The following is a 16,121-nucleotide window of genomic DNA, read 5'->3' as shown; positions in this document are numbered from 1 at the left end:
ATGTTTTTATAATTCTATAGGTTTAGCATTTCTTAATGCCTCTATTTCTTCATCTGTTAGATCGCGATATTCCCCTATTTTTAATTCATCCTCATCTAAAACAATTGGTCCCATCGATATTCTTTTTAAATATGTTACTTTTTTCCCAACAGATTCAAACATACGTTTCACTTGATGGAATTTACCTTCTGTTATGGTAATATGAATGGTCGATTGATTCCCCGCTGTTAGAATTTCAAGTATAGCAGGCTTTGTTAAATAACCATCATCCAATGTTACACCATTCTTAAATGCCTCGATGTCCTCTTCAGTTACTTCACCTAATATGACTGCATAATATGTTTTTGGAACATGTTTTTTTGGTGAGAGCAGTTGATGTGAAAGTTGTCCATCGTTCGTCAAAAGCAATAGCCCTTCCGTATCTTTATCAAGACGACCAACTGGAAACGGTTGATAAACAGCGTCTTCCATTTCCAATAAATCAATGACTGTTTCTTGATACTCATCTTCTGTTGCGGATAAATATCCTGCCGGCTTATTCATTAGTAAGTAAACGAATTCTTTGTATTCAACTTTTTCTTCATTTACTGTAATGTGTTGATGATCAGGATCCACATGTGTTTTTGGATCCTTTATTGGTTCTCCTTCAACCTTTACAGCTCCTGTTTTAAGTAATTGTTTTACTTCTTTTCGGCTTCCAAAGCCTATATTTGCTAATAATTTATCAATTCTCATATTATGTAAGACCTCCTGATGATCCAAGATTTTTTGATTAAGTCTATTTGTTGATATCTTGGCGTTTTTTTACATTTAACCTAAGAACAGGTTCGTTCCATTGCGCTCCAGACACTTGCTTTCCGCGGGGAGGAAGCTGAGCCTCCTCGGCTTTGCCTGCGGGGTCTCAGCCTTTCCTCTAGCTCCCGCAGGAGTCAATTGTCTTCCGCTTCATTCCACTATCGTTTTGATAGTTTAAATCAAAGAATTTAACAGAAACAACCTTTAGTAAAAAAACTCGGAGGATCCGAGTTCTTTGTTATCTTTAACTTATTTAGTATAAACCAACCTATTCAACTGATCGTTTTTTACTTGGTAAAAAACGGTTTAAACGGTTTCCTAATAATTTTTCTAACAAATGAGATCGATATGTTAAGTAGGCATATGTTGCTCCACCTACTACGACGGCGATGCCAACAACAATAACAGCATTCATACGACTATCTGCATAATTAATAAAAATACTTAGTATAGAAAATACGACGGAAACAACAAGTCCCATGAAGATACATAAAATTGTAATTAATAATGATCTCTTTATTAATAGCCTAAAGGAATAACCTGCATGACGTTTAATCATTGCAAATCCATAGATTAACGATACAATGTAGCCTGCTGCCGTTGCGATAATTGAGCCTACTCCTTCATATAGCTCAATTAACGTAACGTTTAGAGAAAGCTTCACAATTAAACCTATGACTAAGCTAATCACCGCTAGCTTTTGTTTATTAATACCTTGTAAGATTGCTGCATTCACTGTAAAAAGAGAGAAAAGCAATGCTACAGGGGCATACCACATTAAAATATGCTTCCCAATTTCTTCTGATGTTCCCGCGTAGAACACATTATAGGCTGGTCCGGCTAAAACAGAAAGACCAATCACAGCAGGTAAAACAAGCAACATAATCACCTGTAAAGTTTGATCAATCTGTTTATGTAGTAAGCCCCGATTATTATTTGAGAAAGATTCTGTAATAGTTGGAATCAGTGTTAACCCAAATGCTGTAGCTAATGATACCGGAATCATCACTAACTTCGGCACATAAAGAAGTAACACAGAAAACATATCCATTGTATATGACTGTTCCGTTCCAGTACTTAACATCGCACGGTTAAAAGTCAACGTATCGATGTAATTATAAATAGGAATTGCCAATCCAACAAAAACAAATGGACCAGCATAACGAAATACTTCCTTAAACATTCTGCCGAGTGGCATTGGTTCGGCTTCAATTGGATTGTCCTGCATAGCTAAGAGTGTACCCTTTCGTTTCACCCAATAGATAAACAAAACAACTAACCCGCCTACTGCTCCAACAAACGCAGCAAATGTAGCATAGCCAACTGCCAAAACAAGTCCACCATTTAATACATTCATCACGATGTAAGTGGAAACTAACAAAAAGACAATTCTGACAAGCTGTTCAACAACCTGCGAAACTGCTGTAGGTCCCATAGATTGGTGCCCCTGAAAGAAGCCCCTTATTAAGCTCATTAGTGGAACAATAATAAGCGCAATGCTCACCATTCTGATGACGAGAGTTGCATCTTCAACGGTTACTCCATTAAGCTCTCTTTCAGCAAGTGCAGCAATTGCAAACCATGGTGCCAGCATATATAAGATAGCAAAAGCAAGTAAGCCAGTTATGAGCATAACAAGTATGCCTGCCTTAAACATCCTTCGGCTCGTTTGATAATCCCCTAAAGCATTATATTTTGAAACAAATTTAGATACTGCTGCTGGAAACCCTGCTGTTGCAACACTTAAAAAAATTGTATATTGTGCATAACCTGCATGAAACAATCCTCCACCAGTTGTTCCCACCATCGCAGCAAAAGGAATTAAATAAATCATTCCTAAAATTCTTGATATGTATGTACCTAATGTTAATACGAACGTTCCTCGTAGCAAATTATTAGACATTTTTCTTACTCACCATTCTTCTCTATGAAGATTCAACTTTTCTATTTTACCATAAACCCGCATATATACCATAAGCATTGTGATTCATCATTATTTTTCATCACTTTTTTTACTTTTTAGGTTCTTCAGATATAATATGATAGCAGACATGTGAAAAAGGTGTGGATTAGATGAAATATGATGTAGTTGTGATTGGTGGAGGTCCATCAGGATTAATGGCTTCCATTGCTGCAGGAGAAAAGGGAGCTCGTGTGCTTCTTTTAGATAAAGGAAATAAACTAGGAAGAAAGCTTGCCATTTCAGGTGGTGGTCGCTGTAATGTAACAAATAGATTGCCAATCGATGAGATTATTAAACATATACCCGGAAATGGCCGTTTTTTATATAGTGCTTTCTCAGAATTCAGCAATGAGGATATTATCCGTTTTTTTGAAAATCTAGGTATTCAATTAAAAGAAGAAGATCATGGTCGAATGTTTCCCATTACGGACAAAGCGCAATCTGTCGTTGATGCACTAATTAGCGAATTAAAGCGTTTAAACGTGGAAATACGTACAAATGAACCTGTAAAAGATGTGATATACGATGAGGAAAAGGTAACAAGCATTGTACTAGTTAACGGTGAAACAATTATAACAAAGGCAGTTGTACTAGCTGTTGGTGGAAAAAGCGTACCACATACTGGGAGTACAGGTGATGGATATGCCTGGGCTGAAAATGCCGGGCATACGATTACCGAATTGTTTCCAACTGAAGTGCCCATTACATCAAATGAACCATTTATTCAGGAAAAAGCTCTACAAGGACTCTCTTTACGTGATGTGGCACTCAGTGTTCTTAATCCAAAAGGAAAAACAATTATTACCCATAAAATGGATATGATTTTCACTCACTTCGGAATATCAGGTCCAGCTGTTTTAAGATGTAGTCAATATGTGGTCAAGGCTATGAAAAAGTTCAAAACAAATGCGATTACTGTTAGTATTGATGCCCTGCCTGATCAAAAAGAGGAACAGCTTTTTCAATCAATTGTTAAAGATTTAAAACAGGATTCAAAAAAAGCAATAAAAAATGTGTTAAAAGGATTGCTACCTGAACGGTATTTACTCTTTTTGTTAGAAAAAAATCAAATTGATTCGTTAGTTACGTATGATAATCTATCAAATGAAAAATTGCGCTCTTTTGTAAAAGATTGCAAGCAATTTCAATTTCAGGTCCATGGTACACTATCAATTGAGAAAGCCTTTGTAACCGGAGGTGGTGTATCAGTAAAAGAAATTCACCCGAAGGAAATGTCATCCAAACTAAAAGCGGGGTTATATTTCTGTGGTGAGATACTAGATATACACGGTTATACAGGTGGCTATAATATTACATCAGCTTTAGTAACCGGCCGACTTGCCGGAACAAATGCTGCTATTTACTCTAAAGAATAAAATCACTTCTCCATTCTAGTAATAAATTTAGACAAGCTGTCATACAAATTATTAAAATGGAAATTAGGAAGTGATCATGATGTTAAAAGTGGCGCTTTTTGATGAAGAACACGAAAAAGATTTAGAAGAAGAAATCAATGGATTTCTAGCAAATCTCGGAGAAAATCAGGTTAGAGATATAAAATTCAGCGTATCAGTATCCATAGACGAGGATGGAGAACAAATCTATTGTTACTCAGCTCTTGTTATTTACCGGGAAAAGTAAAATGCTTGGAGACATATATGCTCCAAGCATTTTTTATACCAAGATAAACACCCGATTAGGTGATTTTTAAATTTTCTTCAAAAATCGTCAGTGAAAATAAGCGGATAAATTCCTCTTAATGAGGAAATAGCACAAAAAATCGATTAAATAGACGGAAAGGTTCCGCCTATTTAATCAAAAAAGTTGAAAATGGACCATTTTACTTTGCTTAACCGGAAAATCTCCGCTTATATCCCCTAATCAAGTTCCATTCTTCATTTTAACCGGAACAATTCCGCTTATTTAAACTAGTGGGTTACTCAATTAAGACAAGCAGTTTTTTATTTTAAGCTAGTTGACTCTTCGGCTTTGTTTCACCTTTATAATCAAGCATTCCACCAGTCATGTTAACAACATTGTAGCCTTTGTCTTGTAAATAAGCACAAACATTTCCACTTCTTCCACCTGAGCGACAAATGTAAATCGTTTCTTTCTCTTTATCAAGTGCATCTAAATGCTCCGGAATATCATTCATACGAATATGCTTAGCTTGTGGAATCATGCCTGCTTCTACTTCTTCGTCTTCACGAACATCTATTAGCTCAAGCTTTTCCCCATTTTCTAATCTTTTTTGTACCTCTTCAGGAGAAATTTCTTTAAATTCAGACATTATGTACACCCTTTCAGTTTTAATAGTTGCATTATATCAAAGTAGTTTGTGAGGTGCTAGTTTGCTGAATTTCTTTATTTGACGCTTTTAGAGATATATTTGATATTTTGCTTAATTTATTAGTCAATTTATATGATTTATTTGCTAATTTTGACCAAATATTAGTTTTTCGACAATCCACGACATGCACAAACAAACAAACAAGCCCGACTCACAATGAGCCGGACTTGCCAATTCCAAAACACGTACTAGTTCGCTACAATATTCACAAGCTTACCAGGTACGGCAATTACTTTACGTATTGTTTTTCCTTCTACATGTTCTTTCACACGGTCATCGTCCAGCGCAATTTGTTCTAACTGATCTTTTGTAACATCTTTTGCTACTAAAAGCTTTGCACGGACTTTTCCGTTTACCTGAACAACGATTTCCACTTCATTTTCTACAAGTTTCGCTTCATCAAATGATGGCCATGCTTCATAAGAAATCGTGCTGCTGTGGCCTAATTTGCTCCATAGCTCTTCAGCTAAATGAGGCGCGATTGGCGATAGAAGTTTCACAACACCTTCCACATACTCTTTTGGAAGCACTGTTTGTTTGTATGCTTCATTAATGAAGACCATAAGCTGTGAAATAGCTGTATTAAAGCGTAGTCCTTCCAAATCTTCTGATACTTTTTTCACCGTTTGATGATAAACGCGTTCAAGTGCATCGCTTGTTTCATCAACAACCTTTGGACTTAACTCACCATTATCTTCAATGAATAAACGCCATACGCGATCTAAGAAACGTCTTGCTCCATCAAGACCTGTTGTTGACCAGGCAATTGATGCTTCTAATGGTCCCATAAACATTTCATAAAGACGAAGTGTGTCCGCACCATGTGATGAAACAATCTCATCCGGATTCACAACATTCCCTTTAGATTTACTCATTTTTTCATTGTTTTCACCAAGAATCATTCCTTGGTTAAATAGCTTTTGGAATGGCTCTTTCGTTGGAACAACACCGATATCATATAAAAACTTATGCCAAAAGCGTGCGTACAATAAGTGAAGAACTGCGTGCTCTGCTCCACCGATATAAATATCAACAGGTAACCATTGCTTTAACTTTGCATCATCTGCAAGAGCTTCGCTGTTTTTTGGATCGATGTAACGTAGGTAATACCAGCAGCTTCCAGCCCATTGCGGCATTGTATTTGTTTCACGACGACCCTTTTTACCTGTTACAGGATCAACAATATTTACAAATTCATCTATAATTGCAAGTGGTGATTCCCCTGTTCCAGATGGTCTAATTTCTGTTGTTTTTGGTAATACAAGTGGAAGTTCTTCTTCCGGAACAGCAGACATTGTACCATCTTCCCAATGAATAATTGGAATTGGCTCACCCCAATAACGTTGACGGCTGAATAACCAGTCACGAAGACGGTAGGTTACTTTCTTTTCACCTTTTTTGTTTTCTTCAAGCCATGCGATCGCTTTTTCAATTGCTTCTTGTTTACCAAGTCCGTTTAAGAAATCAGAGTTAACGTGTTCACCGTCACCAGTGTACGCTTCCTTCGTCACGTCTCCACCACTCACAACTTCTTTAATCGGAAGATCAAACTTTACAGCAAATTCATAGTCGCGCTCATCATGTGCAGGAACTGCCATAATCGCACCAGTACCGTAAGTTACAAGTACATAATCTGCAATCCAAATTGGCATTTTTTCACCGTTTACAGGGTTAATAGCATAAGCACCTGTAAATACGCCTGTTTTATCTTTTGAAAGCTCTGTACGCTCTAAATCACTCTTATGTTTTACTTCGTCAATATAAGCCTCAACTGCTTGTTTTTGATCCTCAGTTGTAATTTTTTCAATAAAAGAATGCTCTGGAGCTAAAACAGCGTATGTTGCACCAAATAATGTATCAGGACGAGTAGTGAAAACAGTAAATGTTTCATCATGTCCCTCAATATCAAATGTTACATGAGCACCTTCAGAACGGCCGATCCAGTTACGCTGCATATCTTTAATGCTTTCTGGCCAGTCAACGTCTTCTAAGTCTTCAAGAAGACGGTCAGCATATGCTGTAATTTTCAGCATCCATTGCTTCATTGGACGTCGCTCAACTGGATGACCTCCACGCTCACTTTTCCCATCAATAACTTCTTCATTTGCTAAAACGGTACCTAACGCAGGGCACCAGTTTACAGGTACTTCATCTACATAAGCCAAACCTTTTTTATAAAGCTGCAAAAAGATCCATTGAGTCCATTTGTAATATTCAGGATCTGTTGTATTTACTTCGCGATCCCAATCATAGGAAAACCCTAGTGCTTGAATTTGTCTTCTGAAATTATCAATGTTTTGCTTTGTAAATTCAGCAGGGTCATTTCCTGTATCAAGCGCGTACTGTTCAGCAGGTAAACCAAATGCATCCCATCCCATTGGATGAAGAACATTATACCCTTGCATACGTTTCATACGAGATAAAATGTCTGTTGCTGTATATCCTTCAGGATGTCCTACATGGAGGCCCGCTCCTGATGGATATGGGAACATGTCCAATGCATAGAACTTCGGTTTTTCTGTATCTTCTGTTGTTTTAAATGTTTTATTATGTAACCAATAATCTTGCCATTTCTTTTCAATCTCTTGATGATTGAAGCTCATCTGTTTTCCTCCTTAAAGCTTGCTCTTAATTTATATTATAACCTGTTGAACGGGTCAAAGCTTTCTAAAGTCCATAAAAACGAAAAAACCCCGCATCCCAAACAGGGACGAGAGGCTTAATTCCCGTGGTACCACCCAACTTTGGCATAGTGTGAATATGCCCACTTTGACATCCGTAACGTGGATAGACGACAAATATTACTTGATATATTTCTCTTTCACATTTGTAACTCAAAGGCGAGTTCATTAGTAAAAACTGGTTGACTCTCACCATCCGTCAACTCTCTGAGCACATTTTTACTAATTACTATTCCTTTTCTCCGTTCATTTCGTATATAGATTTAAGATTATTTTATATAAATTTGTCGTGATATGCAAGTATAGGCATCATTTACGATTTTTCTTTCAACATAAAGAGACTTGCGAACATTCTCGCAAGTCCCATTTCTACTATTGAACTGTATATCCACCATCTATTACGACCGCCTGACCTGTTACTCCACCAGCCTTTTTACTAGCTAAGAAAATCGTATAGTCTGCAACTTCTTTTACAGAGAGCAGCCTTTTTTGCGGAATAAGCGGATACAAAATTTCTTCTAATACATTTTCTAGAGGTACATTTCTTGTATCAGCAAGATCTTGAAGTTGATTTCGCACAAGGGGAGTATCTACGTATCCAGGGCAGATTGCATTAACGGTAATTCCATGTGGTGCTCCTTCCAACGCGGCCACTTTAGTTAACCCAATTACTCCATGCTTCGCGCTATTATAAGCAGCCTTTCCGGCAAACCCTATTAATCCATTTATAGATGACATATTTAAAATTCTTCCAAACTTTTGTTCTTTCATAATCGGAAAAACATATTTTGTAGCAACAAAAGGGGCTACAAGCATAACTTTTGTTAGCAGCTCGAATTTTTCAGTTGGAAAATCCTCAATATGGGCAACATGCTGCAACCCCGCATTATTTATAAGCGTATCAATTCTTCCATAATGCTCCTTCGTTTTTTTTATAACATCAACAATGTCTTGTTCATTTGTCACATCACATTTAATTCCAATCACATCATAGCCTTGATTTTGCAATTCTTTTGTACTCATTAAAACCTGCTCTTCATTCAAGTCTGTTAATACAACCTTTGCTCCTTCTAACGCAAAAGCTCTAGCCAGTTCAAAGCCTATGCCTTGTGCTGCTCCTGTTAGTAGTACTACTTGAGCCTGAACCAAAATAACCAACCTCCGTTTCTATATACCTAATCCAAATGAAAATAATATAATTGCTAAAACAACGCCTAGTAGCGGAACAATGACAGTGAGTGCACCTACAGGATTGTATGCATCCTGATGAGACTCTCCACAAATTGCACGAACAGTTGTCACAACATATCCGTTATGTGGGAGAGAATCTAATGCACCAGATGATATAGACACAACCCTGTGTAAAGCCTCCGGATTCACACCCATATCCATATAGTGTGGTGCTAGTAATGGTAAGGCAATGGCCTGACCTCCAGAGGCTGAGCCTGTCATACCAGCAATCACACTGACCGCAATAGCTCCACCAATTAACGGGCTTCCTGGAATACTAGTCATGGCATTTACAGCTACTTCAAATGCTGGTACCGCCTTTGCAACACCACCAAACCCTACTACAGCCGCTGTGTTCCCAAGGGCTAATAATGCTCCAAGTGTTCCTTCTGATACAGCATTCCAAAACGATTTAAAATACTTACGGTTTAATAGATAAGTAGCAATAACTCCACCTAGTAAGGCAATAATTAATGCTGATTGCTGCAAGGAATCGTGGAAAATAAAAGAAATAACTAACACAACAAATAACGGAATTACTCCAAACAACGGATTTGGTAAAGATTTGTTTTCATTTACAGGATCATTGTCTCTTCCAACAAATTTCTCACCACGTGCTACTGCTTTTGAAATCATTCTTCTTAGCCACCAATAACCAAATACCATCATAAACACAGCAACAATTAAACTAACTTCCCACCCTGCATACGGAGAAGTACCTAAATATTCAATCGGAATCCAGTTTTGTATTTCCGGTGAACCCGCTGATGTCATTGTAAAGGTAACAGATCCAAAAGCGAGCACCGCTGGAATAAAGCGGCGTGGCAGATCTGCTTCTCTAAATAAACTAACCGCCATTGGATAAACAGAAAATGCGACAACGAATAAACTAACACCACCGTATGTTAACACCGCACATGCAATAACAATGGCAAGTACAGCTCTTTTCATCCCAATTTTACTTACAATCCATTTTGAGACACTATCTGCTGCCCCACTATCTTCCATTACTTTTCCAAAAATGGCCCCTAGTAAAAACATGAGATACCAAGAAGCAATAAACCCAGAAAAACCAGTCATATAATTCCCTACCAGATTTGCCTCTCCTTCTCCCACTAATTGTGGAAAAAGTGGTAAACCACTAAATACAGCAACAAATAAAGCACATAATGGACCTGCTACTAATAAGTTCATACCCCTCATTGTTAAAAAAATTAAAAGTGCTAAACCACCAATTAATCCAATCATACTTAACATCTGTCTTCCCCCTTTGCTTGACTATAAGTCTTAAGAATGGTAACCGCTTTCATTTCTAAGCAATCCTTTTTAGAACACTCCCTTATTCACCAGGTACCTTTTCTTTAAAAAACCAATATACATTCTGCATTTTATACCTCCTTTCAACTTCACAATTATAAAAGCAAGAAGTATGCCAACAAGTATAAACTGAGTAAATAATTACATAACAATGAATATCAGCTATGTTATAACTCTTTTTCTACTATACTTATTCCGGATTTCTGGAATACCTTGAAAAATCATAGCTAGTCCACATCATCCTAAAGGTTATTTTCAAGCATTAAAAGAGCAGTCCATCATTCTGGACTGCATTCCGGATATCTGGACTTATTGAAGGCCAAATTTTTGAATTTTTTCGTACATGCTAGACTTACTGATTCCTAACGCTTTAGCAGCTCCTTTTTTATCTCCTTTGTATTTCTGAATCATATTTAGTAGAATTTCTTTTTCTGCATCATTTAGCATTTCTTTTAAAGTTAATGCTGATTCTGATTTCGAATGATAAATTGTTGATTGTTTTATATAATCAGGAATAGAGTCTAATGTAATTAGATCAGATTTGGCTAAGTGAATAGCAGCTTCAATAACATTTTCTAGCTCACGAATATTTCCTTGCCAATGATAGTGGTAAAACGTATCCATCACATCTTCATGAATCATTGAAATTCTCTTTCCTGTTCGAATTGAAACCTTTTTGATAAATTGGCGAACTAAAACCTCTAAATCTTCCTTACGTTCTCTTAGGGAAGGAATAAACAAAGGAATCACACTTATTCTGTAATAAAGATCACTTCGAAAATCATTTGCTTTCATCAATTCTTCCAACGGTCTATTTGTTGCAGTAATAACTCGAACATCCAAAGGTATTGTTTTGGTGGATCCTACAGGTTCGACTTCTTTTTCCTGAAGAACACGAAGCAGCTTTACCTGCATTTGTAAGCTCATATCACCGATTTCATCTAAAAAAATGGTTCCACCATTAGCTTGTTGAAATTTCCCCTTTTTTCCACCCTTTTTAGCTCCAGTAAAAGCACCATCTTCATACCCGAATAATTCCGATTCAAGAAGATGCTCCGGGATCGCACCACAGTTAACCTTTACAAACGGCTTATCACTTCTATGACTTAAAAGATGGATGCTATGAGCAAATAATTCTTTTCCCGTCCCACTTTCTCCCCTAATGAGAACTGAGCTATCAGTTGCTGCAATTGATTTGACCTTTTCCTTTAACCCGGACATAATGGCTGATTTTGAATGAATGTCGTTTAATGTGTATTTTGCTCCTGTATCATCTTGCTGCTCGATAAACGATTGAATAGATGACAAATGGTGACGAACATGTGAGTTCATTTCACTCCATTCCTTCGTATCTCTAAACATAACGGTACCAAACGCTCCAACAACCTTACCGTCAGCAATAATCGGAATGCGGTTTGCAATCATATAATTACCACGAATATATTGAAGATCAGCAATTTCCTCTTCACCGTTTTTGACAACAATATGCATTCTTGTATTTTCTATTACTTCTGTAACATGCTTCCCAATAACCTCTTCCTTTGTTACTTCACAAAAACGACAATAATTGTCATTCATATAGATAATATTGCCATCAGCATCGACTATAACAATCCAAACGTAAGCGTTTTCTATAACAGTTTCAATTATTTCCTTTGCGTAAGGAAAACGTTGATTGATCATGACATATTACCTTCCCCTGTTAATCATTTTTTCTCTTATCGTATCACAAGTTAGCTGTGTAAGTTTCAAAAAAAAGAAAAGGTCTTAGACCCCGTAAACATCGGGTTCCTGAGACCTTTTCTTTTCAATAACAGCATTAAGCTTTTTATCATAAATCAACGTAGTAAAGATACCAACTGCTAATAAAGTAATAATAATTATAAATAAGAGGTTCATATTGTAATAGTCTGCAATTACACCTCCAAGTATAGGGCCAATCATTCTACCACCTGTTGCTGTACTATTAACAAATCCTTGATAAAAGCCTTGTCTACCTTCAGGAGCTAAATCATTTGCAATTGTAGGAACTGCTGGCCAAACAAGCATTTCTCCTATTGTTAAAATAACCATAGCAACAAGAAATCCTGTAAATTGCTCTGCAAACGAAGCAATCACAAAAGAAAACATAAACACAACAAATCCAATGATCATTTGTCTTTTTAATGTTTTAGCAAAGCGTTTCACAAACATGGAAATAAGTGGCTGACCTAACACAATCATCGCACCGTTAATTGTCCATAAAAGACTGTATTGGCTTATAGGAATATTTAGTGTTTGTGTGTAAGAAGAGATTGTTGAAGGCCATTGAACATAACCAACCCAGCATAGTAAATAACCCGTACACAAAATAATCAAAGCCGTAAACTTATGACGACTTTTTATAGCTGTTTTTTCATTTAAAATCGAAGTTTGCTTCGCGTTTGCTCCATCAATATTTCGATACCCGAAGAATGCGACAAAGAAAAAAACAGCATACAAAGCTGCATTTGCTACAAATATATAATTAAATGAGATGCTAGCAACAATTCCTCCTAACGAAGCTCCTGCTGCAACACCAACATTTTGTGCTACATAAATAGAGTTAAAGGCTTTTCTACCACCTTCTGGCCAAACAGTCCCGGCTAGAGCATATGTAGCAGGAAAAACAATACCTGAACCAAATCCAATAAAGATTAGCAAGTACATATAAACAGGCCAGCTATGATTAAACATCAAAATCACAATTGAAACCAAAGTGATGACGATACCTATTAAAATAGATTTATATCCCCCAATCTTGTCAAACAAGACACCACCAACAAGATTTCCTATTACACCTGCAGCGGCATTAAGCATCAGGACAATCCCAGCTAAAGTTAAAGACTTGCCTAGATGTTCATGGATATAGATCGTGTTTAACGGCCATAAAAATGACGCTCCGGTAACATTAATCATCATACCAATTACAAGTAACCATAAAGAACGTGGCATACCTCAACCTCCTTCACGTGCATGATCATAGTGAATTTCCCCTCAACTATGTAACGTTCCTCAGAGAATTTTAGCCCCTTTTCTTATGATTTGCAATGAAGAAATCACCTATCTTATAATGTTGTAATAATGAGAAAATATAGACTTTTACCATTACTCTATTAGCCTATACATTAAAACATCGTCCACATAATTCCCGTCTATGTAAAACTCTTTTATTAATCTGCCTTGCTCAATAAAGCCGCATTTTTTATAAAAGATTAACGCCCCTTTATTAGTAGACAAAACACGTAGTGACAGTTTCGTGTTTCCTCTTTCTTTCGCGAGCTCTATTGCTTTGTCCAACAGCTTCCTGCCAATTCCCATTCCTTGGTACATTTTGTCTACAGCTATATCAATTTCCATAACGTGTTGATTGGTTTTTAAAGGAGTAGAAGCGTGATACCCTAAATACCCTGCAACGTCTCCATTTACAATTGCAACAATTTGACTGCCTTCAGGATTTCTTTCTCTAAATTCGTTAACAGAGTTCCATACAATATCAGCAGGTGTTGTTGCAGCATCCCATACACGATGATCTAACTCTATTAACTTTTCAAAATCTTGTTCTTCTGAAAAACGAATGGTGATCTCCATACTTTTCCCCCATAGTTGTAATGTTTACCTTAGAATATCAACTATTTAAGGTAAGAGAAATAGTTTTTGAAAAATTCTCCATTTATATTCCGATTCACTGTGCAGAGCATACGAAAAAACTGCCAGCATAAAGCCAGCAGTTCGAACGAGCTTATAGTTCCCTTCTTAAAGCGGCTAGCACATTGATATTTGTTGCTTTAACAGCTGGGCGCAGCCCGGAAATCATAGCTACTCCAATACTAATGGCTACTGATATCACAACTAGACTTATCGGAATATATGAAAATGTAAAGTCTATTTCACTAGTACCTCCACCTGTAGCAGATTGTAAAATAATTGGCAAAAGCTTGTTAGCAGCAAAGCTAATACCGTAGGAAATGAGTACACCAATGGTTGCCCCAATGATTCCTATATACGCACTTTCCATTAAAAACAATCTTCTAATAATTCCTGGTTGTGCACCTAACGCTTTCATAATTCCTATTTCTTGAGTTCTTTCCGTTACAGCCATTGTCATCGTATTAAAGATCCCAATTGATGCTATAATAACTGCGATTGTTCCAACAAATATTAATCCAGCCTTAAAAAAGGTAAAAAATAAGTTTATACTATCTAATTCTTCCGTTATTGAATAAACCATATAATCTTTATCTTTAAGGTCAGTGGTCACCTGTTCTACTGCCTCCAAGTTAGATGCATAGACAAAAACCTCACTATAGGGAATTTCACTCACCTGACTTCCTTCTTCTAAAGGCATTGCAAAGGAAAGAATCTCCTCTCGAAGTACGTCATTTATATAGATGCTTTGATCCTGCATCCAGTCCCGAGCAGGTGCTTCTCCCACTCCTGCAATTTTAAAAGTAAATGACTTTTTCTCTTCTTTTCCTTCTTCTGTTTCTTTCGTAATAGTCATCGTAATTTCTTTACCTACAAGATTTCCTTGGTATCCTGTTGGCTCTTTAACAGTCTCATTTGGTGAAGATTCCATCTTCTTCTGATATTCAATTTTTTCATTTTCTGTTAATAGAGCTTTGGCAAAATGATATCCAACAATGATTTCATTATCCGCTTGTGGTACTTTTCCTTTTTCCAATGATAAATTAGCCTTTAACTCTTCTTGCATATTTGTTATTGTTGGCCAAACTTCTCCTTTTCTGTCCTCGAGTGAAACCTCCACCGGAAGGTCAATCGAGTTACGGCGGACAACCGCTGTTACATTTTCGGTTTCACTAAGTTCTTTTAGATGCTCCTTATTAATTTGTTGATATCCTTCCTTCTCCGTTTGTTTTCCTGAAACAGAAACTTCTGTAATAATTTGTTGCGATTGTATTTCTTCCGTCATGCTCTTTTGAACACCGAACCCAATTGAAGCCAAAACAATTAAAAAGGCACATGCCATTGTGGTTGCTAAAATGGTCATAAAAACCCTAAGCCGATTTTTCTTCATATTTTTCAACATAAGTTTTAATTGATCATTAAACTTCAACGAAAGCACCACCTTTTGACAGCACTCCATCTTGTAAATGAAATTGATGATTGCTTATTTTCGCTACTTCATCATCGTGTGTAATAATACAAAATGTAATTCCTTTTTCTAAGTTTAAGCTTCTTATTAAATCTAATATTTCTAATTCAGTTTCTGTATCGAGACTTCCAGTTGGTTCATCAGCAAGAATAATACTTGGCTTTGTAATTAATGCTCGTGCAATACTTACGCGTTGTTGTTGTCCCCCCGATAATTCATTTGGATAGTGACTCGCGTGTTCATGTAAACCTACATTTTGTAATAAATCCATGACTTGTTTTTTTCGCTCAGGGGAAGGTACCCCTTTTAAGGTAAGAGGAAGCTCCACATTCTCAAATGTCGTTAAACTTGGAATGAGCTGAAAGCTTTGAAAAATAAAACCAAAGTGACTCAATCGAAACTTTGCCCATTCTTTTTCATTAAAGTTTGTTACATTGTTTTCATGGATGATCAATTCGCCCTCAGTAGGCGATATATAACCTGAGATTAAATTCAGCAAAGTGGATTTTCCAGAACCACTTCGACCAACAATTGTCGCGATCTCACCTTGCTTTATGTTAAATGTTACATTTTTCAAAACTGGAATTTCTTTTTCTGTTCCTTTTTTTCCCACTCTAAAGGAATGACTCAAGTTCTTAACCTCAATCATAT

At 36.7% G+C, this 16,121-nt stretch carries 13 protein-coding genes and 1 other annotated feature; of the genes, 2 read left to right on the top strand and 11 right to left on the bottom strand.

What is annotated here, in order from left to right; translation table 11 throughout:
* Positions 1-6: 6 nt before the first annotated feature.
* Both COD11_RS01325 and COD11_RS01320 read right to left on the bottom strand, forming a co-directional pair.
* Positions 7-735: a pseudouridine synthase gene (locus tag COD11_RS01325; RefSeq protein WP_098794950.1), complete on the bottom strand. Its 729-nt coding sequence runs from the start codon at positions 733-735 to the stop codon at positions 7-9.
* A gap of 328 nt (positions 736-1,063) precedes the next feature.
* Positions 1,064-2,698, bottom strand: a complete 1,635-nt coding sequence (locus COD11_RS01320; protein ID WP_098794949.1) for a putative polysaccharide biosynthesis protein — start codon at positions 2,696-2,698, stop codon at positions 1,064-1,066.
* Between the two features lie 170 nt (positions 2,699-2,868).
* Here COD11_RS01320 and COD11_RS01315 point away from each other — a divergent pair, with 170 nt between their 5' ends.
* On the top strand, positions 2,869-4,134 hold the full coding sequence (locus COD11_RS01315) for a BaiN/RdsA family NAD(P)/FAD-dependent oxidoreductase (RefSeq protein ID WP_098794948.1): 1,266 nt from the start codon (positions 2,869-2,871) through the stop codon (positions 4,132-4,134).
* A 79-nt stretch (positions 4,135-4,213) separates the two neighbouring features.
* Positions 4,214-4,399, top strand: coding sequence for a sporulation protein Cse60 (locus tag COD11_RS01310; RefSeq protein ID WP_098794947.1), 186 nt, complete (start codon positions 4,214-4,216; stop codon positions 4,397-4,399).
* Between the two features lie 325 nt (positions 4,400-4,724).
* On the opposite strand, the gene COD11_RS01305 is transcribed toward COD11_RS01310, so the two are convergent.
* The 9 genes from COD11_RS01305 to COD11_RS01265 form a co-directional block, all read right to left on the bottom strand.
* Complete coding sequence (locus tag COD11_RS01305; RefSeq protein ID WP_098794946.1) at positions 4,725-5,048, bottom strand: rhodanese-like domain-containing protein; 324 nt, start codon at positions 5,046-5,048, stop codon at positions 4,725-4,727.
* Positions 5,049-5,296: 248 nt separating this feature from the next.
* Positions 5,297-7,711, bottom strand: coding sequence for a leucine--tRNA ligase (gene leuS, locus COD11_RS01300; protein ID WP_098794945.1), 2,415 nt, complete (start codon positions 7,709-7,711; stop codon positions 5,297-5,299).
* 100 nt (positions 7,712-7,811) lie between these two features.
* Positions 7,812-8,041: a binding site (T-box leader), on the bottom strand.
* 120 nt (positions 8,042-8,161) lie between these two features.
* Positions 8,162-8,938: a 3-hydroxybutyrate dehydrogenase gene (locus tag COD11_RS01295; protein ID WP_098794944.1), complete on the bottom strand. Its 777-nt coding sequence runs from the start codon at positions 8,936-8,938 to the stop codon at positions 8,162-8,164.
* 18 nt (positions 8,939-8,956) lie between these two features.
* A complete protein-coding gene (locus COD11_RS01290; protein WP_098794943.1) occupies positions 8,957-10,276 on the bottom strand; it encodes a GntP family permease in 1,320 nt (439 codons plus the stop codon).
* Between the two features lie 369 nt (positions 10,277-10,645).
* Positions 10,646-12,019 carry a sigma-54 interaction domain-containing protein gene (locus COD11_RS01285; RefSeq protein WP_098794942.1) on the bottom strand — a complete coding sequence of 458 codons (1,374 nt, stop codon included), beginning with the start codon at positions 12,017-12,019 and terminating at the stop codon, positions 10,646-10,648.
* 84 nt (positions 12,020-12,103) lie between these two features.
* Positions 12,104-13,309 (bottom strand): MDR family MFS transporter, encoded by a 1,206-nt coding sequence (locus COD11_RS01280; RefSeq protein ID WP_098794941.1) that lies wholly within the window; start codon positions 13,307-13,309, stop codon positions 12,104-12,106.
* Positions 13,310-13,462: 153 nt separating this feature from the next.
* A complete protein-coding gene (locus COD11_RS01275) occupies positions 13,463-13,945 on the bottom strand; it encodes a GNAT family N-acetyltransferase (RefSeq protein ID WP_098794940.1) in 483 nt (160 codons plus the stop codon).
* Positions 13,946-14,096: 151 nt separating this feature from the next.
* A complete protein-coding gene (locus COD11_RS01270) occupies positions 14,097-15,431 on the bottom strand; it encodes an ABC transporter permease (protein WP_098794939.1) in 1,335 nt (444 codons plus the stop codon).
* Positions 15,421-16,119 carry an ABC transporter ATP-binding protein gene (locus tag COD11_RS01265; RefSeq protein WP_098794938.1) on the bottom strand — a complete coding sequence of 233 codons (699 nt, stop codon included), beginning with the start codon at positions 16,117-16,119 and terminating at the stop codon, positions 15,421-15,423. Before COD11_RS01265 ends, COD11_RS01270 begins: the two co-directional genes overlap by 11 nt.
* Positions 16,120-16,121: the final 2 nt, after the last annotated feature.

The organism is Bacillus sp. AFS040349 (genome assembly GCF_002577655.1).
In the GTDB taxonomy this organism is placed as follows: domain Bacteria; phylum Bacillota; class Bacilli; order Bacillales; family Bacillaceae; genus Metabacillus.
Note: the sequence above shows the minus strand (reverse complement) of the source record. Positions and strands in the feature narration are given on the sequence as shown.

Coding starts and splice junctions, on each gene's coding strand:
- COD11_RS01325 (WP_098794950.1), bottom strand. CDS start 735: ATGAGAATTGATAAATTATTAGCAAATATAGGCTTTGGAAGCCGAAAA.
- COD11_RS01320 (WP_098794949.1), bottom strand. CDS start 2,698: ATGTCTAATAATTTGCTACGAGGAACGTTCGTATTAACATTAGGTACA.
- COD11_RS01315 (WP_098794948.1), top strand. CDS start 2,869: ATGAAATATGATGTAGTTGTGATTGGTGGAGGTCCATCAGGATTAATG.
- COD11_RS01310 (WP_098794947.1), top strand. CDS start 4,214: ATGTTAAAAGTGGCGCTTTTTGATGAAGAACACGAAAAAGATTTAGAA.
- COD11_RS01305 (WP_098794946.1), bottom strand. CDS start 5,048: ATGTCTGAATTTAAAGAAATTTCTCCTGAAGAGGTACAAAAAAGATTA.
- leuS (WP_098794945.1), bottom strand. CDS start 7,711: ATGAGCTTCAATCATCAAGAGATTGAAAAGAAATGGCAAGATTATTGG.
- COD11_RS01290 (WP_098794943.1), bottom strand. CDS start 10,276: ATGTTAAGTATGATTGGATTAATTGGTGGTTTAGCACTTTTAATTTTT.
- COD11_RS01285 (WP_098794942.1), bottom strand. CDS start 12,019: ATGATCAATCAACGTTTTCCTTACGCAAAGGAAATAATTGAAACTGTT.
- COD11_RS01280 (WP_098794941.1), bottom strand. CDS start 13,309: ATGCCACGTTCTTTATGGTTACTTGTAATTGGTATGATGATTAATGTT.
- COD11_RS01275 (WP_098794940.1), bottom strand. CDS start 13,945: ATGGAGATCACCATTCGTTTTTCAGAAGAACAAGATTTTGAAAAGTTA.
- COD11_RS01265 (WP_098794938.1), bottom strand. CDS start 16,119: ATGATTGAGGTTAAGAACTTGAGTCATTCCTTTAGAGTGGGAAAAAAA.